The 24,227-nt window shown below is 60.7% G+C and carries 15 protein-coding genes and 1 tRNA gene; 14 read left to right on the top strand and 2 right to left on the bottom strand.

Annotation, left to right across the window (positions count from 1 at the left end):
* Nucleotides 1-67: 67 nt before the first annotated feature.
* Nucleotides 68-709: a DUF6580 family putative transport protein gene (locus I1969_RS02215; protein WP_229028206.1), complete on the top strand. Its 642-nt coding sequence runs from the start codon at nt 68-70 to the stop codon at nt 707-709.
* Between the two features lie 148 nt (nt 710-857).
* Here the strand turns inward: I1969_RS02215 and I1969_RS02210 are convergent, their stop codons facing one another.
* Nucleotides 858-1,676 (bottom strand): exodeoxyribonuclease III, encoded by an 819-nt coding sequence (locus tag I1969_RS02210; RefSeq protein ID WP_195232502.1) that lies wholly within the window; start codon nt 1,674-1,676, stop codon nt 858-860.
* 135 nt (nt 1,677-1,811) lie between these two features.
* On the opposite strand from I1969_RS02210, the gene I1969_RS02205 reads away from it, so the two are divergent.
* From I1969_RS02205 to I1969_RS02190, 4 genes are all read left to right on the top strand, one after another.
* Complete coding sequence (locus tag I1969_RS02205) at nt 1,812-2,564, top strand: NAD-dependent protein deacylase (RefSeq protein WP_195232500.1); 753 nt, start codon at nt 1,812-1,814, stop codon at nt 2,562-2,564.
* 94 nt (nt 2,565-2,658) lie between these two features.
* A complete protein-coding gene (folP, locus tag I1969_RS02200) occupies nt 2,659-4,386 on the top strand; it encodes a dihydropteroate synthase (protein WP_195232498.1) in 1,728 nt (575 codons plus the stop codon).
* Nucleotides 4,387-5,088: a hypothetical protein gene (locus I1969_RS02195; RefSeq protein ID WP_195232496.1), complete on the top strand. Its 702-nt coding sequence runs from the start codon at nt 4,387-4,389 to the stop codon at nt 5,086-5,088.
* Nucleotides 5,089-5,339: 251 nt separating this feature from the next.
* Entirely contained in the window at nt 5,340-6,536 is a 1,197-nt protein-coding gene (locus I1969_RS02190) for an ATP-binding protein (protein ID WP_195232494.1), read from the top strand.
* Nucleotides 6,537-6,642: 106 nt separating this feature from the next.
* Here the strand turns inward: I1969_RS02190 and I1969_RS02185 are convergent, their stop codons facing one another.
* A complete protein-coding gene (locus I1969_RS02185) occupies nt 6,643-7,416 on the bottom strand; it encodes a type III pantothenate kinase (RefSeq protein WP_158554584.1) in 774 nt (257 codons plus the stop codon).
* Between the two features lie 197 nt (nt 7,417-7,613).
* Between I1969_RS02185 and I1969_RS02180 the strand changes: the two genes are divergently transcribed.
* The 9 genes from I1969_RS02180 to I1969_RS02140 all read left to right on the top strand — a co-directional run bounded on the left by I1969_RS02180 (nt 7,614) and on the right by I1969_RS02140 (nt 23,702).
* A tRNA-Met gene (locus tag I1969_RS02180) sits at nt 7,614-7,690 on the top strand.
* 533 nt (nt 7,691-8,223) lie between these two features.
* Complete coding sequence (gene bilR / locus I1969_RS02175; RefSeq protein ID WP_229028205.1) at nt 8,224-10,254, top strand: bilirubin reductase, long form; 2,031 nt, start codon at nt 8,224-8,226, stop codon at nt 10,252-10,254.
* Nucleotides 10,255-10,703: 449 nt separating this feature from the next.
* Nucleotides 10,704-11,099 (top strand): helix-turn-helix domain-containing protein, encoded by a 396-nt coding sequence (locus I1969_RS02170; RefSeq protein WP_055310268.1) that lies wholly within the window; start codon nt 10,704-10,706, stop codon nt 11,097-11,099.
* A 284-nt stretch (nt 11,100-11,383) separates the two neighbouring features.
* Nucleotides 11,384-14,266 carry a proton-conducting transporter transmembrane domain-containing protein gene (locus tag I1969_RS02165; RefSeq protein ID WP_195232491.1) on the top strand — a complete coding sequence of 961 codons (2,883 nt, stop codon included), beginning with the start codon at nt 11,384-11,386 and terminating at the stop codon, nt 14,264-14,266.
* Nucleotides 14,267-14,278: 12 nt separating this feature from the next.
* Nucleotides 14,279-14,833, top strand: coding sequence for an NADH-quinone oxidoreductase subunit B family protein (locus tag I1969_RS02160; RefSeq protein ID WP_195232489.1), 555 nt, complete (start codon nt 14,279-14,281; stop codon nt 14,831-14,833).
* Entirely contained in the window at nt 14,833-15,546 is a 714-nt protein-coding gene (locus I1969_RS02155) for an NADH-quinone oxidoreductase subunit C (RefSeq protein WP_195232487.1), read from the top strand. The genes I1969_RS02160 and I1969_RS02155 overlap by 1 nt, the downstream gene beginning before the upstream one ends.
* Nucleotides 15,547-15,551: 5 nt before the next feature.
* Entirely contained in the window at nt 15,552-16,640 is a 1,089-nt protein-coding gene (locus I1969_RS02150; protein WP_195232485.1) for a hydrogenase large subunit, read from the top strand.
* A gap of 7 nt (nt 16,641-16,647) precedes the next feature.
* Nucleotides 16,648-16,989: a 4Fe-4S dicluster domain-containing protein gene (locus tag I1969_RS02145; protein ID WP_195232483.1), complete on the top strand. Its 342-nt coding sequence runs from the start codon at nt 16,648-16,650 to the stop codon at nt 16,987-16,989.
* Between the two features lie 467 nt (nt 16,990-17,456).
* A complete protein-coding gene (locus I1969_RS02140) occupies nt 17,457-23,702 on the top strand; it encodes a Spy0128 family protein (RefSeq protein ID WP_195232481.1) in 6,246 nt (2,081 codons plus the stop codon).
* Nucleotides 23,703-24,227 lie beyond the last annotated feature (525 nt).

The raw sequence follows: 24,227 nt of genomic DNA, 5'->3' as shown, positions 1-24,227 counted from the left end.
GGACTGTCGTTTCTCGCGTTTACTCACAAAACTGGAGATCCCGCTGTTGTTGGCGGTGCCGGCGGTGATGGCAGCGGCGTTGCAGGCGGGCGTTGAGCAGGCGGCGTTGGCCATGCTGGTTGTGGTGGCGCTGGTGCTTGCACTGTTCTTTGCGGGTTACGAGGCATCTCGTCCGGGTTTGCGCCAGATTATGCCCACGCTGGTGCTGGCGGCGCTGGCGGCGGCGGGGCGCATCCTGTTTGGGCCCATTCCCGACTTTAAACCGGTGAGCGCTATCGCCATTATCGCGGGGGCGACGCTTGGCCGTCGCAATGGTTTTATGGTTGGCGCGCTGGCGGCGCTGACCAGCAATTTCTTTTTTGGACAGGGCATGTGGACGCCGTGGCAGATGTATGCCTGGGGCCTGGTTGGCTATGTTGGCGGTGCGCTGGCGCATGCCGGTGCGTTTGACCGTGCGGATGGAACCGTGCGCATGCCGGCGCTGTTGGCGTATGGCTTTGCCTCGGGTTTGCTGTACGGCGTGGTGATCAACGCGTATGACATCATTGGATTTGTACAGCCGCTTACTTGGGCGGGTGCCGTGGCGCGTCTTGCCACGGCAGTGCCGTTCGATATTACGCACGGCCTTGCGACCTGCGTGTTTTTGGCCGCCCTGTACAAGCCTTGGTGCCGTCGCATTAACCGTGTCGTCGTGAAATACGGGCTGTAAGGCATTTCGCGTTTCCTCGCGAACTTGCGGTGGAATAGTTCTCGTTTTTGGCTATTTGCTGCCCAAACAGGAACTATTCCACCGCAGCTTATAGGGGGAGAGGGGTCACATGATCTGTTTTCCTCCGTCCCCCAGGAATTACTTGGGGCTAGAGCTCTAGCGTGAGGGTGACGGGGCAGTGGTCACTGCCAAAGATGTCGCCGCGGATACCGGTGTCGCGTACGTTGTCGGCGATTGCGTCGCTTACCAGGAAGTAGTCGATGCGCCAGCCTGCGTTGTTCTTGCGGGCATTAAAGCGGTAGCTCCACCAGCTGTAGACGCCCTCGACGTCGGGGTTTGCCGCGCGCCAGGTATCGGTAAACCCGGCGTTGAGCAGCTCGGTAAACTTGCCGCGTTCTTCGTCCGAAAAGCCGGCGTTGCCGCGGTTGGACTTGGGGTTCTTAAGGTCGATCTCCTCGTGTGCCACGTTAAAGTCGCCGCAAGTTACGACGGGCTTGCCGGTCTCGCGCTCAAGCGCGCTCAAAAAGCCGCGGTAGGCATCGTCCCAGGCCATGCGCACATCGATGCGCGCGAGTTCGTTTTGCGCGTTGGGCGTGTAGACATCCACAAACCAAAACTTGTCGAACTCGAGCGCACAGACGCGGCCCTCGGTTGCGGCTTGGGCGACGAGTACGGTCGCCTCGCCCTCGCCGGCGTAGGGTAGCAGCGCGTCGGCGTGCAGCACGCGCAGCGGTTCCTGGCGGCTAAAGACCGCAGTGCCCGAATAGCCTTTACGCTCGGCGTAGCTCCAGGTTTGGTGATAGCCGGGCAGGTCAATATCAACCTGGCCTTCTTGCAGCTTGGTCTCTTGCAGCGCCAGGATATCGACGTCGAGTTCTTGCGCGATCTGGATAAAGCTCGGGTCCTTTTTGAGCACGGCGCGCAGGCCGTTGACGTTCCACGAGGCGAAAGTGTAAGTCTGAGGCATGGTGTCCTTTCGACGGGGTTGGCAGGCTTAAGATTAGCGCAACAGGGGCGGGGTGGGCTCCGCGCATGCTGACTTAAAGGACGCATGCTGGGACGTCGCTCAACGCTGCCCGACCAACATGGACGGAGGACAAACATGACGCAAGCGATAACAGATCCCAAGCAGGCCTCCGCCGCGCTGGCGGAGCTGTTCAATACCCACGAGCGCGTGGTGTTCTTTGGCGGCGCGGGCGTTTCCACGGCAAGCGGCATTCCCGATTTCCGCAGCGTGGACGGCCTGTATCACCAGCAGTTTTCCTATCCGCCCGAGACCATGCTCTCGCACAGCTTTTACAAGGCACACCCGGCCGAGTTCTTCGACTTTTACCGCACCAAGATGATCGCGCCTGGCGCCAAGCCTAATCGCTGCCACACCAAGCTGGCCGAGCTGGAACGCGCGGGCAAGCTCAGTGCCGTGGTGACGCAAAACATCGACGGCCTGCACCAGGCGGCCGGCTCGCAGCGCGTGTTCGAGCTGCATGGCTCGGTCCACCGCAATATCTGCCAGGCGTGCGGCGCGGTCTATGGTGCCGATTGGATTTGCGCGCGCGAGCACGAGGATGCCGCGGGCGTGCCCGTGTGTCCCGTGTGCGGCGGCCGCATCAAGCCCGACGTGGTGCTCTACGAAGAGCCGCTCGACGAGCGCGTGCTCACCGGCGCCGTTGCCGCCATTGCCGCGGCCGATGCCCTCATCGTGGGCGGAACCTCGCTCGTGGTGTACCCGGCGGCGGGCCTCACGCGCTACTTTATCGGCGATACGCTGGCCATTTGCAATTTGGCGCCCACCGATCAGGATGCAAATGCCGACCTGCTGATTTCTTGCGACATCGCGGCCGCGTTTGCGTTCTAGCCCGCGTGCGCGGATACAATAGAAAGACTGATTGCAAAGCGACCCCGCCGCCAGCGCCCGAGCGCGGCGGCGGGGGCATTTTAGGAGGATGTTCATGGCGAACGATAGCAAGACATGGCGGTGCGGAAAGTACGAGCTCAGCTTTGACCGTCCGCGCATCATGGGCGTCCTCAACGTGACGCCCGATTCGTTTAGCGATGGCGGCGAGCACTTCGATCCGGATGCCGCGATTGAGTACGGCTTGGCGATGCTCGACGCCGGTGCCGACATCATCGACGTGGGCGGCGAGTCCACGCGCCCCGGCTTTACCCCGGTCAACCCCGACGAGGAGGCCCGCCGTGTGCTGCCCGTGGTGCGCGCACTGGCCAAGGAGGGCGCCATCGTCTCGATTGACACGCGTCATGTGGCGGTTGCCAAGGCGGCCGTGCGCTGCGGAGCCTCGATCGTCAACGATGTGACCGGCTTCACCGACCCCAAGATGGTCGAGTTTGTTAAGACGAGCGCTTGCGGCGTCATCGTGATGCACGCCGGCGAGGTCGCTGCTCCCGCGCGCACGCACGCGACGGTGCAGCTCGATACCTCGGCCGCGGCGTTTGTTGCCGAGAAGGCGCGCGAAGCGGCTGCCGAGGCCGCGCGCGAGGCCGAAAAGCCGGGCCGCCGCCGTCGTGGCAAGCTGCTGGGCGAGCCTAAGTCGGAGGCCAAGCTTCCGGGCGGCGTGGTGCAGCCCTCGCTGCCGTTTGGCGACCCGGAGCCCGCAGCCGAACAGGAGACGCCGGCCGCCGAGCAGGCTGCCCCCGCCGCCGAGACCGTCGCGCCCGAGGTCACGCCCGCTGCCGCCGAGACGGAGCCGGAGCCCAGCGACCACCTGGTCGCCATGATGCGCCGCAGCGCCCGCCGCGAGGAAGCCTACGCGCCCACCTCGCAGCTCCGCCGCTTCACCCTGCCCGATTCGGCGCCCATCATGCGCCGCGTCATGGGCTTTCTGTCCGACCAGGCCCGCGCGCTCATCCACGCCGGCGTGTCGCGCGACCGCATCTGCATCGATCCCGGTCCGGGCTTTGGCAAGACGGCCAACGAGGACATCGTCATCCAGCGCGAGACTGCCAAGATGGCGTCACTGGGCTATCCGCTCATGTGCGCCGTATCACGCAAGCGCTTTGTGGGCGCCGTCTCGGGCGTGACCGAGGCCGCCGAGCGCGATGCCGCTACGTTTGGCGTGTGCCTGGGCGCCATCCAGGCCGGTGCCAACATCGTGCGCGTGCACGACGCCGCGGGTTTTGCGCAGTTCCTGAACGGCTACTGGGCGGTTGCCAAGCCGCAGCCGCGCCGCGCGTTTGTGGCCGTGGGCTCCAACCTGGGGCATCGCTGTGACAACATCCGCGCCGCACGCGACATGATCGCCGAGATTCCACTCACCTGCGTGTCCAACTCCTCCAAGATCTACGAGAGCGAGCCGGCCTACGAGACACGCCAGGACGCGTTTGCCAACGCCGTCATCGAGATCAAGACCGAGCTGGCGCCGCTGGTGCTGCTCGACGAGCTCATGAAGATCGAGGCCGAGCTGGGCCGCGACCGCTCCAAAAAGGCCAAGGCCAACGGCCCGCGCACCATCGACCTGGATCTGCTGTGGATGGACGGCGAGACCCACGGCGGCAAAAAGCTGCGCCTGCCGCATCCGCTGATCGGCGAGCGCGACTTTGTGCTGGTGCCGCTCGAGGATCTGATGCACGATCCGGCGCGGTTCTTCCGCTACAACGGCGTCGAGGTCAAGGAGCCCGAGGACCGCGTGGGCCATATTGTGGGCGAATTGGGGCGCATGTAGATGATCGAGATGAATGCTGTTGCCGCTGGCACCGAGCTTGACGCCGCGCGCGACGCGGGTCGCGAGGGTGCGTCCGCGGGTTGGTGCGCTTGGAGCGTGGGCGAGGCTTCGCTGACGTTTTCGCTGGTTGTGCGCCCCGATGTGAATATGCATGCCTTCCACGGCCTGCCGTTTGTGGCGGCGATGGGCATGATGGACGCGCTCGTGGGCACGGCTTCGGCGCCGGGCCTGGGCCTTGCCGGTAAGGTGGGTATCCAGTGGCCGAGCGATATCGTGTGCGGTGCGCCTGCGTTTGAGACGTCGCTCGCGCGTGTTGCCGTGAACGGCGGTGCCGGTGCTGCGGGCATGTTTGCCGCGGTGACGGTTGATATTGAGCGTGCGGCGCTGGGTGAGCTTGGCGTGGATATGGCAGATGAGGCGCTGGTCGAGGCATTGGCCGCCGCCTTGCTGGTCCGCGTGGACACCTGGGCGGTTGCCGCCAACACACCACAGGGCGCTGCCGGCCCGCTGGCTCCGGTGCTGGGCGAGTACTTTGACATGGTGCCACTGCTGGGTCGTCAGGTCGCGGCGGTGTCGCCCGACGGTTTGCCGCTTGCGGTCGGTGTGTTTGCGGGCCTGGACATCTGGGGTCGCGCGACCATCAAGACTGATGCCGGCGAGCAGGAGTTTCCGCCCGAGGCCGTACGGATTCGCGGACTGTAACGCGAGGCGCCCGCACTCAAAGATAGCGATGATAACAAGACCCTCCTCGGCTGTGCCGGGGAGGGTCTTGCTTGTCTGGGGAATGGGTTGTCAGCACCCTATTCCTCAAAACTGAAAATCTTTCGATTTTGAGGAATAGAATTAAGCCAGCTCGGCCTTTAACGAGGTATATTCGTTGCAGAGCCTATTCCTCAAAACTGAAAAATTTTCGTTTTTGAGGAATAGCGATAGAAGACCGCAGGGAGGCACCAATGAAACTCATCAATAGAACGTCATATATGGACACGTTGACGAGCCTTATTGGCGTACCGGACATCAAGGTCATAACGGGCATTCGCCGTAGCGGTAAGTCAAAATTGCTCGAGGCCCTCCGCGATTACGTGGAGGCAAATCTGTCCAATTCGAATGTCATCCATATCAATTACAACCTCGACGAGTTCGAGGGCCTGCTCGAATATCATGCCCTGCTCGCCTATGTGAAAGAGCATCGAGTGTCCGACAAGCAAAACTTCCTGCTTATCGACGAGGTTCAGATGTGCGACGGCTTTGAACGCGCGATCAACAGCCTCCATGCATCCGAGCAGTACGATATTTTCATTACCGGATCGAACGCCTTTTTGCTGTCGAGTGATCTGTCGACGCTCTTTACGGGGCGCACGTTCGAGATCGAGGTTTTCCCATTCTCGTTTGAGGAGTATCGCTTCTATAGTGACGAGGGCGAGGTCGATCGCGACTTCGATGAGTACGCGAGAACCGGCGGTATGTCTGGCTCTTACCCTTATCCACTGCAGGAGCAGCGTTATCAATATCTCTCCAATGTCTTCAAAACGCTCATCGTGAGAGATATCGTGCAGCGGCATAACGTGAGAAACGAATCGGCGCTGCTGCGCATTGCCGATTACATGATGGACAACGTATCCAACATAACGTCGGCACGTAACATTACGGATATTTTGAACGCGGATGGGCTAAAGATAACGAACAAGACGGTCGGCACGTACATGGGGTACCTGTGCGATGCGTTTGCCTTCTATAAAGTTCGTCGGTACGACATCCACGGCAAAAAATACCTTAAGAGCGGCGAGAAGTATTACCTGGCAGACCACGCGTTCAAATACGCGCTGCTCGGTACACGTGATATGGATTGGGGACGCGTATACGAGAACATGGTGGCAATCGAGCTGCTGCGCCGCGGATACGAGGTATACGTCGGCGTGCTCTATAAAAAGGAAATAGACTTTGTAGCAATCAAGCGAAGCGAGAAGCTCTACATTCAGGTGAGCGACGACATCAGCTCGGATAAGACATTTGAACGCGAGATTTCACCACTGCTGAGCATTGGCGACGCGTACCCCAAGATGATTCTCGCCCGCACGCATCACGAGGCCACGGACCGCAATGGGGTGCAGATCGTGGACCTGGCGAGGTGGCTGTGCGACGAGGCCTAGCAGAAAGCCCTATTCCTCAAAACTGAAAATCTTTCGATTTTGAGGAATAGGGCCGATGCGTTGCCTAGTTCGCCGCTCGCGCTCGTGCTCGACTTAAGCCCCTGTCCTATCCCAGCTCCTGCATGCGGCGGTAGATTTCGCAGATACCCTTGATGGTGAGCTGTCCGTCGACCACGTCGAAGGCATCGGTCGAATCGGCGACGATGCTGGCGAGACCGCCCGTGGCGATAACGGTGGCATCCTCGCGGCCCAGCTCGCGCTTCATGCGCGCGACCAGGCCCTCAGCCATGGCGGCGGCGCCCGTTACGGCGCCGACCTTGATGCACTCCTCGGTATCGCGGCCGATGGCGTGCTCGGGCGCCTCGAGCGGCACGCTGGCGAGCTTGGCGGCACGGGCGGCAAGCGCGTCCATGGAGATGCGAATGCCTGGCGCGATCGCTCCGCCAATGTAATAACCGTCCTCATCGATGACGTCGATATTGGTCGCGGTGCCAAAGTCCACCACGATTGCCGGCGCGCCGTAGAAAGTCTCGGCCGCAACGGCGTTGGCGACGCGATCGGCACCTACGGCCTGGGGGCGCGCCGCGCGCAGCTTGGTCACCGCGGCCGTCTGCGGCCCGATGACGATGGCGTCCGCGGCAATGCGGTCGGCCACGGCGTGCCACTCGCGCGAGAGCTGCGGCACCACGCCCGCAAAGGCGATTGCGTCGACCGCATCGAGCGAAAGGCCGTACATCTTAAAGAAACCCATCAGGCGCACGTGGATCTCGTCGGCGGTATAGGAGCGGTCGGTGGGCATACGCCACGACTGCACCAGCTCGTCTCCGTCAAACAGGCCCATGGCCGTCTGCGTGTTTCCCATATCGATAGCGAGCAGCATGTCTACTCCCAGTGTTGGCATAAAAGGACGCGCACCATTGTATACGCGCCGCCGACGGCGCTCGGCTGCGATTCGTTTACGGTGATAGGGGCTGAGGGGTTTTAAATATGAAGGAATTATGCTCTACGAGATTTTCCTTGCCGCTTACCGAACTCCCGCGTAATATTCTTTCTTGCGCACATGAAGCGCCCAGACATTGCGGGGTGGAGCAGTCTGGTAGCTCGCCGGGCTCATAACCCGGAGGTCGTAGGTTCAAATCCTGCCCCCGCGACCAAGAACTTGCAGCTCGTCGGCCTAGCCGGCGAGCTTTTTTGTTATTTCGGGACCGTGTTTTCGATCCAATTCTCGGCCTCTCAAACAAAATCTCGATCTGTAACATCTAGACCCGATTTGGGCGGCTAGGTGTTACAGATCGAGATATACCGGTGGGCTTGGTCGTGTTTGTCTAAATCTGTAACACGAGGGACGGTTTTTGCCGAGTAACCGTTACAGATTGAGATTTTCTAGCAGGCGGGTTTGGTTTGTCTCGATCTGTAACAGGTAGGGGTCAAAAGTGGGCCTAGCTGTTACAGATCTAGATTGTTGAGGATGGGCCGAGAGGAATGTCTCGATCTGTAACAGTAAGACCCGGTTTTGTCGCGTAACTGTTACAGATTGAGATAAACCGACGGGCCGCCCCGCCCATCCCCATCCACCTGCCGCTACCTGCTGTCCGCCGATTTCCGTTGCGCTGCTGTATTCCCATGCCATATCCTCTAGATAACTACGCGGCATCATCGCCGCCGCGCCTACAAGAGAGGAATGTCCATGACCACACCTGCATCCAAGCTGCTCCAGCCCATTACGGTTGGCCCCCTTGAGCTCAAGAACCGCATTATGTTTCCGCCGCTGACCACCGGCTACGAGGAGCGTGACGGTTCCATCGGCGAGCGCAGCCTGGCTTTTTACGAGCGCTTGGCCCGTGGCGGCGTGAGCTACATCGTCATCGGCGACGTCGCTCCCGTCATGACCGCAAGCCCCACGCCCAAGCTGGCAACCGACGCCCAGATCCCCACGTTTAAGGCGCTGGCCGACGCCGTCCACAAGCACGGCGCCAAGGTCGCGCTGCAGCTGTTCCACCCCGAGTACGATGTGCCCGGTGTCGGCCGCATGGTCATGGGATCCATGGCCGCCGCCAAGGCCGCGCAGGAGGCCAAGGCCGCCGGCGACGAGGAGACCTTTGCCGCCAAGATGGCCGAGTCCAACGAGATCCGCAACCAGGCCTACGCCAAGCTGCATCACGACATGCAGCACTTTGTGAACGAGGCGAGCGTAGAGCAGCTCACCCAGATCAAGGAGGCCATCGCTGCCTCGGCCGCTCGCGCACAGCAGGCCGGGATCGACGCTATCGAGGTCCACGGCGACCGCCTGGTGGGTTCGCTGTGCTCGGCCATCCTCAACCAGCGCACCGACGAGTACGGTGGTTCGTTCGAGAACCGCGTTCGCTACGCGCTGGAGGTCGTCGCCGCCATTAAGGAGGCCGCGCCGCAGCTGATGGTGGAGTACAAGCTCCCCGTGATCATGGAGAACCCCGACGGCACGCCGCGCGGCAAGGGTGGCCTGCAGCCCGACGAGGCCTGCGAGTTCGCCAAGCTGCTCGAGGGTACGGGCATCGATATGATTCAGGTCGCACAGGCCAACCACACCGGCAACATGGGCGACACCATTCCGCCCATGGGCGCCATGCCCTACAACTGGACGCTGCCCGTGGCCGAGCGCGTCAAGGCCCTGGTCTCCGTGCCGGTGGCAACCGTCGGCCGCGTTGTCTCGGTTGAGGCCGGCGAGAAGATTCTGGAAGACGGCGCCGCCGACATCATCGCCTATGGCCGCTCGCTCATGTGCGACCCCGACATTGCGCTGAAGGCCGCCACGGGTGAGCCCATCCGCGAGTGCCTCAACTGCAACAAGGGCTGCGTCGATGCGATTCAAAACCGCAAGTACATCTCGTGCGTGCTCAATGCCGAGAACGGCGATGAGGCAACCATCGCCATTAAGCCGGGCGAGGGCGACAAGAAGATCGCCGTGGTGGGCGGCGGCATCGCCGGTCTGGAGGCCGCGCGCGTGGCGGCCAAGCGCGGCTACGACGTGACCGTCTACGAGGCGAGCGATCATCTGGGCGGCCAGATTGTGCTGGCGGCCGCGCCTCCGCGCAAGGACGAGATCATGCGCTCGGTCGAGTACTACGAGAAGATTCTGCCCGGCCTGGGCGTGAAGGTCGAGCTCAACCATGCCGCTACCGCTGAGGACCTCAACGCCGCCGACGCTGCGATTGTGGCCGTGGGCGCGCACGACGTGGTCATCCCCGTTCCGGGTGCCGACTCGGACAAGGTCGTCTCGAGCTGGGACGTGCTGGCCGGCAAGGTGGAGCTCAGCGGCCGCGTCGCCGTCATTGGCGGTGGCCTGGTGGGCACCGAGACTGCCGAGTATCTGCTGCAGCACGGCTGCGAGGTGGCGATCGTGGAGATGCTCGACAAGATTGCCGCGGGCGAGTCTGAGACCATTCTGCCGCTGATTATGAGCGACTTTGCCGAGCACAACGTGGAGCAGCACGTGAAGACCCGCCTGACCGCCATTACTGACGAGGGCGTGGAGGCCGTTCGCACCGCCGAGGACGGCGCCGAGGAGCCGGTGAAGATCGCCTGCGATTACGTGGTGATGGCCGTGGGCTCCAAGGCCAACGCGTTTGACCTGGATGGCGTGACGGTGCCCGTGACCTGCGTGGGCGACTGCTCGGGCGAGCGCACCGCCGACATTGCGAGCGCCATTCGCACGGCGTATCACGCGGCCAACGAGCTGTAGTTGGACATCGCGGCCAGGCGGGGCGGTAGCACGGATCCGTCTCGCCCGGCTGTGTCCCGTCGGGTGTCAACCGGTGCGGGGCCTGCAAGCGCAGCAGGTCCCGCCCTTTTTGTTTTGCTCCAGTGGATGGCAATGCGCGGTAATCATGAGGAGTGAGGACGTCTACTGCATTGCAGATCACTCAAAATTATTGTGGGAGGGGTTAATAACTATATCCTCTATACCAAAGGACATAAAGAGATGTCAATTTTGTTGACAAGCGAATGACGATTAGCTGCGAGTCAGCTGCCAGCGTAAATAATCGATAAAGAAATGTCGTAATTTGGTGCCAAATGCCCAGATAACGCCGCGTCTATTTTAATTAACTGCTTTGAGCAAACAGTAAAATGCTACTATCTAACTTGCACGTAAGAAAGCAGATTAACGGTTAAGGCTAAGAAGTGGCAGGTATGTCGGAAGCAACTAGGACTCGCACGCATGCGCCCGAGGTTAGGCAGCGCGCCGTCGAGATCCTCCAAGAGGGGGTCGGCCATCGCGCCCTCGCCGCGGAGCTTGGCATTCCCCAGGCCACAGCTCGTCAGTGGGCCCGCGCGTATGCTGTGGGCGGTGCCGACGCCGTTCTCAACGCCGGTTCGCATCATCACACCTATTCGTACGAAGTTAAGCTCGCCGTGGTCAAGGACCGCTTGGAAAACGGCTTAACGGTTCGCGAGGCCATGATCAAGCACAAGATTCCCAGCGAGTCTTCGGTCAAGGCTTGGTGCCGTCAGTACCGCGAGAGCGGTGAGTCCGCACTGGTCGATAAGCCGCGCGGTCGCAAGCCGCGCGTTAAAAAGGCGAAATAGCAAACGGGATGGTGCGCCCACAGGGGCGCATTTTTCTTGCCGCGCCAACTTTTTGGACCGGTGCGAGCCTATCGGGACATTCTCCAACGTGGCCAATAAACCGCGCAGCGGCCCGCGCGCCTGTCGCCGCGGTAAGGAAACGTTGCCCCTCTACTCCAATGAGGACAGACTCCTTACCCCGTACGCCTAAAACTCCCCAATTGACCGAAAACCTGCCGCCGCTACTCCTCAATTGAGCTATAACGTTAAACAATTGCAGCGTTTTTGCATGGGGGAGTGATGGTATGACGCTACTGTATTTCCTTACCCTGTTTCCGCTGGTACCGGCGCTGGGCATGCTGCTCGTGCGCGGTGACCGCGCCCGCGATGCGGTGGGGCTCATAGGTTCCGGCATTATTATGGCGGTGACAGTTGTAGTCGCCGTCATGTTTTTTGGCACGGGTCCGCAGAGCTTTGAGGTCGCCCCCGGCACCTCGCACGTGCTCTCGATCATCAGCTCCGTCATCGATGTCATCCTGTGCGCCGTCATCCTGTACAACGCGTACAAATATAAGAGCGTGCTTACCACGGTGCTCGGCATAGTCCAGCTGGTGGGCTCGCTCGTCTTTGCGGCCATGACGCTGCCTGCGGCCGAAGCCGTCACGGCGACGCCGCTCTACCTGGACTACATGAGCGTGATCATGGTCCTCGCCGTCGGCATCGTCGGCAGCCTAATCTGCGTGTATGCCCTGGGCTACATGAAGGACTTCCAGGCCCACGACGAGCACGAGGCCGCGCTGCGCGGGCAGACCGCGCCCGACCGTCGCCCGCAGTTCCTGGCGCTTATGTTCCTGTTCCTCTCGGCCATGTTCGTCATCGTGACGAGCGACAACCTTGAGTGGCTGTTCTGCGGCTGGGAAATCACCACCGTGTGCTCGTTCCTTATGATTGGCTACACGCGCACGCCCGAGGCCATCAAAAACGCCTTCACCCAGATCATTCTCAACATGCTGGGCGGTATCGCGTTTTTGATCGGACTCATGTATCTGCACGTTAACGGCATGCCGCTGACCATCTCGGGCATGATCGAGCTTTCCGGCGCCGGAACCGCGCAATCCGCGCTGCTGGTGATGCCGGTCATCCTGCTGTCGCTCGCCGCACTCACCAAGGCCGCACAGATGCCGTTCCACACTTGGCTGTTGGGTGCCATGGTTGCCCCCACGCCCACGAGCGCCCTGCTGCACTCGTCAACCATGGTCAAAGCCGGCGTGTTCCTGATGGTCAAGCTGAGCCCGCTCTATGCCATCTATCCTGTGACCGGCTTTATGGTCACGAGTGTGGGTGCCATCACGTTTTTGCTCGCTGCCCTCATGGCCATCTCGCAGAGCAACGCCAAACGCGTGCTCGCGTACTCCACCATTTCCAACTTGGGCCTCATCAGTGCCTGCTTGGGTGTCGGCGCGCCCGAGGCCGTATGGGCGGCCATCTTCCTGATCCTGTTCCACACGGTGGCAAAGTCGCTGCTGTTCCCGTGCGTGGGCACGGCCGAGCATCATATCGGCAGCCGCGATATCGAGGACATGGACGGCATGTTCAGCCGCATGCCGCACCTGACGCGCCTGATGATGCTGGGCATCATGGGCATGTTTGTGGCGCCGTTTGGCATGCTCGTGTCCAAGTGGGGCGCCCTGGTGGCGTTCGCGCAGACCGGCAACGTGCTCATGATCATGGTGCTTGCCTTTGGCTCGGCCGCGACGTTCTTCTTCTGGGGCAAGTGGCTTGCCAAGCTTTCGGGCGTCGACCCCACGGCTCAAAACGTTGAGGTCAATGTCCATAAGACCGAATGGATGGCCCTCAACACCATCGCCGCGCTGCTGATTCTGTGTTGCGTGGCGTTCCCGGTTATCTCGAGCGGTCTGGTGTCGCCTTACTTGGCCATGGTGTTTGGCCGCGTGCCGTACGTTATTGGCAAGGACGCCATGTATCTGATGGTGGTTATCGTGGCTTTTATTGCCGTGGTGTTGCTGACTTCATTCCGCGTGAGCAACAAACCGCATGTAAACGTATATCTTTCGGGTGTGGGAACCGACAAATATCGCCATTTCCGCGGCTCGATGGGACACGAGGTAAAGGCCGAAAAGCGCAATTGGTACTCGGAGGACGCCCTTGGCGAGAAGCGTATTGGCCCCGCGGGTAGCGTCGTGTGCTGCAGCATTATCTTGTTTGCGCTGCTGTGTTGCGCATGGATTGGGCCCGAGAGACTTGCCATGAGTGCGCCCTCGGTGCTGCGCGGCAAGTATTTTGAAGGTTCGGGTGTCGTGGGCATTTTTATTGGCACCGTGGCGTTTGCCCTGCTGGCGCCGCTTGTGGGCGGCCTGATCGACGGCCTCGACCGCAAACTTTCGGCCCGCATGCAGGGCCGCGTGGGCCCGCGCCTGCTCCAGCCATTCTACGACGTTGCCAAGCTGCTGCGCAAAGCCCCTGCCAGCGTAAACACCATGGACGATACCTATATGGCGTGCGCGCTCATCTTTACCGTGGTGGGCGGTGGCATCTTTGTGTCGGGCTCCAACACGCTGCTGTGCGCTTTTATGGTGACGCTCGCCGCGATCTTTGTGGTGCTGGCGTCCGCCTCGACGCAAAGCCCGTTTGCCCAGGTTGGCGCCGATCGTGAGTTGCTGCAGGTTATGAGCTACGAGCCCGCCGTTCTGCTGATGAGCGTGGGCCTGTATCTTGCCACTGACAGCTTCGATTCCATTGCCGTGACGGGGCAGTCGGCCCCCATCATCGTGTACAGCGCACCCATTTTCCTCGCGCTGCTCGCGGTGCTTACCATCAAGCTGCGCAAGTCGCCGTTTGACCTTTCGTACTCGCATCACGCGCATCAGGAGATTGTCCAGGGCGTCGCCACCGAGATGAGCGGCGGCACGCTGGTCAAGATGACCCTTATGCACTGGTGCGAGACCGTGCTGTTTTTGATGTGGGTGGGCATGTTCTTTGTTTGGGACAACCCGGTGAGCTGGCTGGTCGCCCTGGTCGTGATGGCTGCGACGTATTTTGTCGAGGTGCTGATCGACAACACCTTCGCACGCAGCACCTGGCGCAGCTGCTTTAAGCTCGGCTGGGGCGTGGCGCTGGTGTTTGGCCTGCTCAACCTTATGCCCATCCTCGTCGACGTGTTTATTTAGGAGGCGGCATCCATGGATCATAAAATGTCGCGCTCGCCGTGGGTTATTCATTACGACGGCTCGAGCTGCAACGGATGCGATATCGAGGTGCTGGCCTCGCTCACGCCACTGTTCGATGCGGAGCGCTTTGGCGTGGTCAACACCGGCAACCCTAAGCATGCGGATATCTTTTTGGTGACGGGGTCGGTCAATGCCCAGAACCTGCCCGTCGTGCGCCAGATCTACAACCAGATGCTCGAGCCCAAGTGCGTGGTGGCCTGCGGCATCTGCGCGTGTTCGGGCGGCGTGTTCCGCGATGCCTATAACGTGATCGGCGGCGTGGACCGCGCAATTCCCGTGGACGTGTACGCGCCCGGGTGCGCCATTCGCCCCGAGACCGTGATCGATGCCATTGTGGAGGCGTGCGGCATCCTGGACCAGAAGGAGGCCGTGATGCGCGCCGGCGGCAATCCGCTCAGCGTGGACGGTGCCGCAACCTGGGACGGTGGCGTTGAGCTGGGCGAGGATGGGTTTGTGGCTGCTGCGGAGGCCGGCGACGCGACCGCCGCTGCAAAGGAGGCCGAGTAATGCAAAAGGCTATCTATACCACCGTCGGGATCGACGGGCTCCTGCCGCATGTCCAGGCGCTTAAGGGCGTCGGCGCGCGCTTTGTGCAAATGCACGCTGAGCGCAACGTCGACGACGGCTCGTATCGTCTGGTCTATACGTTTATCAACGTTCGTGCTGCTCAGGAGAATATTGCGCAGGACGGCAGCTATGCGATCGGGAACCTGGTGGTTGAGGGAATTGATCAGTATCAGGAGATTCCGTCCATCAGCTCGTATTATCCGGCGGTGTTCCCGTTTGAGAACGAGGTGCATGACCTGTTTGGTCTTGCCATTACCGACATGCAGATTGACTTTAAGGGCTTTTTCTACCAGGTCTCGACTGCCGAGCCCATGAGTGTGATCACACCCGAGGTGAAAGCTGCGCGCGAGAAGGCCATGAAGGTCCGCGCCGCCGCCGAGGCCAAGGCGCGCAAGGCCGCCGCCGAGAAGGCCGCCGCGACGGCTGGTGCAGGGGAGGGGGCTGCGGGCGTCGGCGATACTGCGGGTGCCGCTGCTCAGCCCGCCTCGGCTGCCGGCTCCGATGCTCAGCACGATGAGGCTGCTGCGAAGGCCGCGCTCAAGGCTGCCGAGATGGAGGCAAAGCTCGCCGCCATGGACCCCGAGAAAGCGGCCAAGGTCCGCGCGGCGCTTGCCGTCAAGGCCGCCCGCGACAAGCAGAAAAAGGAGGCGTAAGGTCCATGGCGCATCGCTCCGTTATTCCGTTTGGCCCGCAGCACCCAGTGCTGCCCGAGCCGCTTCACCTGGACCTGGTGCTCGAGGACGACCGCGTCATCGAGGCAATTCCGCAGATCGGCTTTGTGCACCGCGGACTCGAGAAGCTCACCGAAAAGCGCGACATGCATCAGTTTGGCTACATCGCCGAGCGCATCTGCGGCATTTGCGCCGTGGGTCACAGCTACGGCTATGCCAGCGCCTGCGAGCGCATGCTCGACATCGAGGTGCCCGGCCGTGTGCAGTATATCCGCACCATTCTGCACGAGCTCTCGCGTATTCACTCGCATTTGCTGTGGCTGGGCCTGCTCGCCGATGCCTTTGGCTTCGAGGCGCTGTTCTATCGGTCGTGGACGCTGCGCGAGCAGATTCTCAAGATCTTCGAGAGTACGTGCGGCGGCCGCGTGATTCTGTCGATCAACGAGATCGGCGGCCTTAAGCACGACATCGAGGACTCCGAGCTGGCGGGCATTGTCCAGACGCTCGATGCCATGCGTCCCGACTACGAGGCCCTGGTGCATACGTTTTTGAACGACGACAGCTGCGGCGAGCGCTTGCATGGCGTGGGCGTGATCAGCAAGAAGGATGCGCTGGAATTTTCGATGGTCGGCCCGTTTGGGCGCGCCTCGAGCGTGGTCTACGACGTGCGCATGTTTGGCGACGGCGCCTATGCGGATCTGGCTGCGTTTGAGCCCATCGTGGCGACCGACGGCGACTGCTATGCCCGCTGCCAGGTGCGTTGTGCCGAGGTCACGCAGGCCATGGACATCATTAAGGAGCTTGCGGGCAAGATTCCGCACGACGGTATCGGCGGGCGCACCAAGCTCACGCCGGCCGACGGCGCGCGCGGCGAGGTTGTGATTGAGCAACCGCGCGGCGAGGCGTATTACTATGTGCGCGGCAACGGCACCAAGAACCTGGACCGCTTCCGCGTGCGCACGCCGACGTCGCAGAACCTGGCTGGTCTGACGCATGCGCTGCAAGGCGTGCTCCTTGCCAACGTGCCTATGATTATCCTGACCATCGACCCCTGCATTAGCTGCACGGAAAGGTAGGCGCGGCATGAGTTTGCTGACATTTGCCAAGACGGCCTTGGGTTCTATGGTTAGACAGCCGGTAACGGTCTGCTATCCGCAGGAGAAGCTGACGGCGCCCGAGCGCTTGCGCGGGCACATCGTCAATGACATGGATGTGTGCATCTGCTGCGGCATGTGCGCGCGGCGTTGCCCGGCGGGCGCGCTCGCGGTCGATCGCAAGGGCGGCACCTGGTCGATTGACCCGTACGCCTGCGTGGTGTGCGGCGAGTGCATCGAGAGCTGCCCCAAGCACTGCCTGAGCATGGACACCGCCCGTACTCCGGTTGCGGAGGACAAGGCTCCCACGGTAAAAAACAAGCCGGAATAGCGCTGGGATGGGGCCGGTGGGGCAAAATTGCCCCACCGGCCCCGCGCTTAAACGCGCGGTTGTGCCGTCGCGAACAAAACTATGTCGGTTTACGGGGCTGGATAGCGAACCTCCGATCATACCGAAAATCGCAAAAACAAAACCGTAGGTAGATCGCTTGCTGTTTTTCAAAAATAGAGGGTATGGATGAGGTCTCCGAGCTTAGCCCCGTAATCCGGCATAGTTTTGAAATGGCGCCATATCGGTGACAGCCCTTGAGCCCCCGGGGACGGAGGAAAACGGATCATTTTGGCCCGATGGCTCTGAGTCGCACCTATTTTCCTGCGAAAACGCCGTGTCTCAACTTTGGTGAGACATTTGTCTCACGCCCAAAACCGAATCTGGAACGTGTGTCACCTGCTCAAATTGTGTCTCATTCCGTAACTTTAGGCTGATGCAAGGTCTGAGCCTGCGAGAAGGGAGACGCGATGAGTAAGTACACGAGGGGTCTCTTGGCGGTGATACTGGCCGTAGTGCTGGTATTGCCGGCTGCAGCATTTGCCATGCTGCCCGAGGCCAACGCCAGGTCCAGCACAGGAATGGACGGACCGGAAGCGACAAAGATAGTCGACCACGACACCAGCAACCATTGGAAGTTCTGGGCGGGCGGCTATGACGGCGGCAAGGTCACGACGCAAAACGTCGGCCGAATTTGGACGGATAAGACGGTCCAAGCAATCGATGACGGGAAATCGGACTTTTTGACTACGCTTTCGGCGATGTCTTCGACATCCGATACGACGTCGCTGGTTTCCAAGCCGCTCGACATCGTGATGGTGCTCGATGCCTCTGGCTCAATGGATGATCCTATGGGTGGTAAAGGGTCCCCTAAGCGTGTCGTTGCGCTCAAGAATGCTGCCAACCACTTTATCGACACCATTGCCGAGCAAAACAAGAACGTTAAGGACGCGAGCAAGCAGCACCAGGTTGCCATCGTAAAGTTTGCGGGCAAGAAGAGCGATAAGGTTGGTAATGATACCTATCGCGACGACGGCAACACCTACAACTACTCCCAGACCATGTTGGGCCTCACGGTCTGCAAGGATGGGGGCGCAAAGAGCCTCAAGAACACGGTTAATTTAATCGAGCCTGCTGGCTCTACTCGTGCCGACTATGGCATGGACCTGGCCAAGGGCATTGCTGGTCGTGAAGACGCCCAGAAGATCGTTGTGTTCTTCACCGATGGCTCTCCTACGAGTTCTAATGGTTTTGAGGCCGAGGTTGCTAAGGATGCCATCAATATCGCCAAGACCATAAAGAGTGGCGGGGCGACCATTTATACCATCGGTATCTTCAACGGTGCGAAGCCGGGCGACGATCCAACAAGCAGCCGCACGAGCAACGAGAATAAATTCATGCATGCCGTGTCGAGTAACTATCCGGATGCCACATCGTCCGTAAGCCATGGCTTTTTTGGAACTGAGAAGTGGAATGTCAATTTCGGCAACCCCGTTGCCGGTGCTAGCTACTACAAGTCGGCGACCAACGCCGCCGAGCTTGATCAGGTCTTTAAGGACATCTCGAGTGCCATTACGTCGGGCAAGGGTTTCCCGACCAAGGTCGAGGGCAACAATCCCAACGGTTCCGGCTACATCACATTCGAGGACGAGCTGGGCGCCTTTATGCAGGTCGATAGCTTTACCGGTGCCGAGTACAACGGCAAGACCTATGGGGCCGCCACCAAGTCGACCGATGGCAATATCGATACCTATACGTTTGATGGCGAGCTCGCCCATCTCGTAATTACGGTTGATTGCGCGGACGAGAACAATCCGCAGCGCGGCGACATCGTGACGGTCAAGGTCCCCGCATCGCTCATTCCGCTGCGCCGTTTTACCGTTGACGAGTCTGCGGGCACGTTTGTGGTTGACTCCACGGATGCCATCTCGCCTATCCGCGTTGCGTATGCATCGAGCGTAAAGGCTATTGCACGCAAAAACCTGTTTACTCCCAATAACGTACCGGGACTGCAGGATTACATCAATGAGCACAAGGACGCCGATTCCAATACCGTTAGCTTCTGCGACAACAAGTGGACCGGCGACGATGCGGGCGATACGGTCGCAAGCTTTGAGCCTGCTGCTACGAACAGCTACTACTACTTCCAAAAGCTAACGCCCGTCTACACAGACGCGGCTTGCACCAAGCTCGCAACGGAAAAGCCTTCGGGCTCTAAGACCTATTGGTACAAAGATGAGTTTATGGCGCAGAACTCGTCGGGCGCGCCGTACGATGATTCCGTTTCGATCCCGGTTAAGGGAAGCGAGCTCGAAAACTTTGAAGGTGCTTTGGTAAAGGATGGCGATCACTGGTCGATTAAGGCTGGCACCGCGCGCCTCGCCTTTATCAACCAGCTTCACACCACCAAGGAGCGTGTGGGCGGAAACCCGACGGACACCGCACGCGACGTGATCAATCCCCAGTGGAACAACACGAAGGTTGTTTCTGGTGCGACGAAGGTCAATGTCTACCTGGGCAATAACGGCAAGATTAGCTTTACGCTCAATACCACGCCGACAACGTTGACAACTGCCGACTTTGGCCTGACCAAGGTGCTCGAGGGCCGCGACTGGACGGATGAGGACAAGTTTGAGTTTGGCCTGACGTCCGAGGACAACGCCCCGATGCCCAGGTCCACGACTGCGTTTGCAACCAAGGGCCATGCGGACATTAGCTTTGGCGAGATTGCCTATGACAAGCCGGGCACGTATGTCTACAAGGTTAGCGAGAAGCATGCCGGGACCACGGTCGACGGCATCGCCTACAGCAAGAACGTTGCAGAGTTCACCGTAACGGTGACACCCAACGCAAAGGGAAAGCTCGAGGCTTCTGTGAAGAAGACCTCGGGCGAGGTCGAGTTCAAGAACACCTATACCGCCAATCCCGCTGAGTCGAGCGTCACCGATCAGATTACAGTTACCAAGGTCCTGACCGGCCATAAGCTCCAGGACAATGAGTTCTCCTTTGAGCTCGTTGAGGGTGAGGGCGAGGACGCGTCGGTTGTCGAAACCGTTAAGAATGATGCCAACGGCAACGTTGCGTTCAGCGCCATCAAGTACACCGAGATCGGTCAGCACATCTATACGCTGCGCGAGGTCAAGGGCAATGCCGGCGGCATCGCCTATGACAAAACCGTCTATACCGTCGTGACGACCATCGCCGACAATGGCAAGGGCCAGCTTGTGGCCACGCATAAGCTGAAGGGCGCCGAGGACGTCAAGAAGATTGAGTTCAAGAACTCCTACACCGTGACGCCCAAGAGCTCCAGCGTCACCGACCAGATCACCGCGACCAAGTTCCTGACCGGGCGCGACCTCAAGGAAGGCGAGTTCTCCTTCGAGCTCGTCGAGGGTAACGATGTCGTCGCCACCGGCAAGAACGACGCCCGCGGCAAGATCACGATGAGCCCCATCGAGTACACCGCTGCCGGCAAGCACACCTACACGCTGCGCGAGGTCCCGGGCGACGCCGGCAACGGCATCACCTACGACGGCAAGACCTACACCATCGAGACGACCGTCACCGACAACGGCAAGGGTGAGCTCGTGGTAAAGCATGAGCTGAATGGAGCCGACGAGGCGAAGTTCAACAACAGCTACAAGCCGAATCCTGGCGAGTTCAGTGTCACCGACCAGGTCACCGCGACCAAGTTCCTGACCGGGCGCGACCTCAAGGACGGCGAGTTCTCCTTCGAGCTCGTCGAGGGCGAGGGCGAGGACGCCAAGGTCGTCGCCACCGGCACCAACAATGCCGAAGGCAACATCACGATGAACGCCGTGAAGTACACCGAGGCCGGCAAGCATACCTACACGCTGCGCGAGGTCAACGGCGGAACCACCAGCAAGGGCATCACGTACGGCGACGCCAAGTACACCATCGAGACCACCATTACCGACAAGGGCGATGGCACGCTCAAGGCTGAGCATGTCCTGAAGGACGCCACGGCTGCGACCTTCAAGAACACCTACAGCGTGACCCCGCTCGACGCAGAGCTCGACTTTGATCTGAGTAAGGCTATCGACGGTCGCGACTGGACGGACTCCGACGAGTTCAGCTTTACCATCACCGCCGCCGAGGGCACCCCGCTGCCCGATCCTGCAACCGTGACCGTGAACAAGCACGATGCGAAGGATGGCATCGCTGCCGTCAAGTTCGGCAAGATCCGCTACACGGCTGCCGGAACCTACACGTACGAGATCCGCGAGAACGCGGGTAACGCGGCCGGCATGGCGTATGACGGGCATGTCGCGACCGCCGAAGTGACCGTGACTGAGGACGGCGAGGGCAAGCTGACCGCCAATGTCACCAAGAAGGAAAACGGACGCTTCACCAACACGTACCGCACTGAGCTTAACTACACCGCGGCCGGCGGCCTCAAGCTCAGCAAGAGCCTCTCCGGACGTCCTATGACCGAGGGTCAGTTCACGTTTACCGTGACGCCTGCCGACGAGGCCTCGGCCAACGCGCTTGGCCTGCTGCCCGGAGCCAACAACTTCAAGTCCCCTGCGACGGCAGAGGCAACGGTCGGCCTGATCGACATCCTGGCTGGCCATGAGGTCAAGTTTACGCAGGCTGACGCCGGCAAGACCTTCACGTACACCGTAGCCGAGAAGAATGACGGCAAGCCCGGTTACACCTACGACGACGCCGCGCGTACCGTGACGATCGCCGTCGCCGATGACGGTGCCGGTACGCTTACCGCCACGACGACCGTCTCCGGCGGTCCCGAGGGTACGCATACGACGGTCCACAAGAGCGGTGAGAACAAGGTCGAGAGTGCCCTGGTTCCGTTCCACAACAGCTACAGCGCTACGACCAATACGCCTGGTGGTACCGCTGCTCAGGTTGTCGCCACCAAGACCCTGACCGGTCGTCCGATGGCCGACGGCGAGTTCTGGTTCGGCATTGCCTATCAGGGCGAGCTTGTGGGCTACGAAAACCTCAAGCCTAATATCGGCGGGCATGTGAGCTTTGATGCGCTGCACTACGACACCGAGATGCTTGCCAATCTTGAGGCGGCTGGGCTTGCCCATCGTACCGACAAGGACGGTAAGCTCGCTTGGACCATTAACTACACGGCCTACGAAGATTTATTCGGGCTGCCGAATGGCGTTTCCGCTACAACGTGGAGCTTTGGCTTTAAGGTTATCGTTGTCGACAACGGTGACGGTACCCTGACGGCAACGGTCGACTACGGTGGCGTCGAGCCCTTGTTCGAAAACGTCTACGGCGCCGAGGCCGTGGATGCCGCACTCATCGGCACCAAGAAGCTCCAGGCAGCCGAGGGCCTGGCCCCGGCCGACATCGCGGGTAAGTTTACCTTTACCGTGACCGCTGACGAGGCGGGTGCCCCGATGCCCGAGCGCACGACCGCAACCAACGACGCGGCCGGCAACGTGGACTTTGGCAAGATCCACTTTACGCTCGAGGACCTCAACCGCGCCCTGGGCGTGACGGACGATGCGACCGATAAGGCCGAGGCAGACGAAGCTGACGAGGCTGAGGCCGACGAGGCAGAGGCTGAAGAGGCCGACGCCGACGCTGATGCCAACGCCGACGAGCCCAGCGACGAGTCCGAGCCCGCAGATCCCGCTGCCCCGCGCTCGCACACCTTTACCTACACGGTGGCCGAGTCCGGTAGCGCCCCTGGCGTGACCAACGACACCAACGCCACGCGCAAGGTTTCCTACACCGTGACCGATGACGGTGCCGGACATCTGATCGTCAAGCGCGACGGCGGCGACGGTGCGGCCTTTACGTTCACCAACACGTACGGCGTGGCACCTACCGATTCTTCCGTGACCGATCAGGTCAAGACGGTTAAGCGTCTGACCGGCCGCGACCTTGCAGCTGGCGAGTTCACGTTTGAGCTGCTCGAGGACGGCGTGACTGTCGCTAGTGGCACCAACGACGCCAACGGTAACGTTACGCTGAGCCCGATCCGCTACGAGGCGCCCGGTACGCACACGTACACGCTGCGCGAGGCTTGCCCCAACGCGCTCGGCCTGTACAAGGGCGTCACCTATGACGGCACGACCTACACCGTCGTGACCACCGTCTCCGACAACGGCGACGGCACGCTGACCGCGACGCACAAGCTCGAGGGAACCACCGAGTCGGCTGGCTTTACCAACAAGTATCACGCCATGCCCACGCAGGTTTCCATCGGCGCCATCAAGGTGCTCGAGGGACGCGAGCTCAAGAAGGACGAGTTTAGCTTTAAGCTCGTTGGCGAGGACATCGAGTCTACGGTTACCAACGATGCCGACGGCAAGATCAACTTCGACAAGTTCGAGTACGACGAGCCCGGTACGTACGTCTACACCATCAGCGAGGTCAAGGGCGACGAGGCCGGTATGACCTACGACAAGTCCGTCTTTACCGCGACCGTCAACGTGGTCGACGACGGCGAGGGCAACCTCAAGGCGAACGTTGCCTTTACCAAGGGCGACAAGAGCGTCGAGGGTATCGTGTTCAACAACACGTACAAGAAGCCCGAGACGCCCGTGCCGACGCCCGATCCCGGCACGCCCAAGACCGTGACGAACATCGTTAAGACGGTCAAGGGTTTCCTGCCCGCCACAGGCGACCAGCAGGCTGCCGCTCTGCTTATGGCATTTGTCATCGCCACGGCCGGCGTCGGAGCCCTGGTCTGGGGTATCCGTAAGCGCTAGGCACGCTGGCAGCGCCCGGGGCCAAAAGGCCCCGGGCGGCCGGCAGGGCTAAATTCCGACCTACTCCTACCCCCAGCCGCCACGGAGGCATCTCCCTCCTCCGTGGCGGCGCTTTTATGCGCCGGGGGCGCGCCACGAAACCGGCCCATCTACTACGTTTAGCCCCTTACCCCCAACCATGCCAAAAAACGCGAAAACAAAACCGCAGGTAGAACGCCTGTGGTTTTGTTCAAAACGAAGGTATGGTCATGGGTATCGCGTCAAACGTAGTAGATGGGCCGATTTCGTGGCGAGCGGTTCCGGCTGATCCCTTGGGGACGGAGGAAAACGGATCATTTTGGTCCCGCGAGGCTGGCGGAGGCACTCGTCCAGGGCCGCCCGAACAAAACTATGCCGGTTTACGGGGCTGAGTTACGAGTCTCCAACCATGCCGATATTCGTGAAAATAAAACCGACGCTCCTATAAGTTGTCAAGAGGCAGTTTGCGGGAGCGCTCTCTCCAATTCGCACAGGAGCTCGTAATAC

Source organism: Collinsella aerofaciens (assembly GCF_015548375.1).
In the GTDB taxonomy this organism is placed as follows: domain Bacteria; phylum Actinomycetota; class Coriobacteriia; order Coriobacteriales; family Coriobacteriaceae; genus Collinsella; species Collinsella aerofaciens_AB.
The sequence above is the reverse complement of the archived record's forward strand: the minus strand, read 5'-3'. Positions and strand labels throughout refer to the sequence as shown.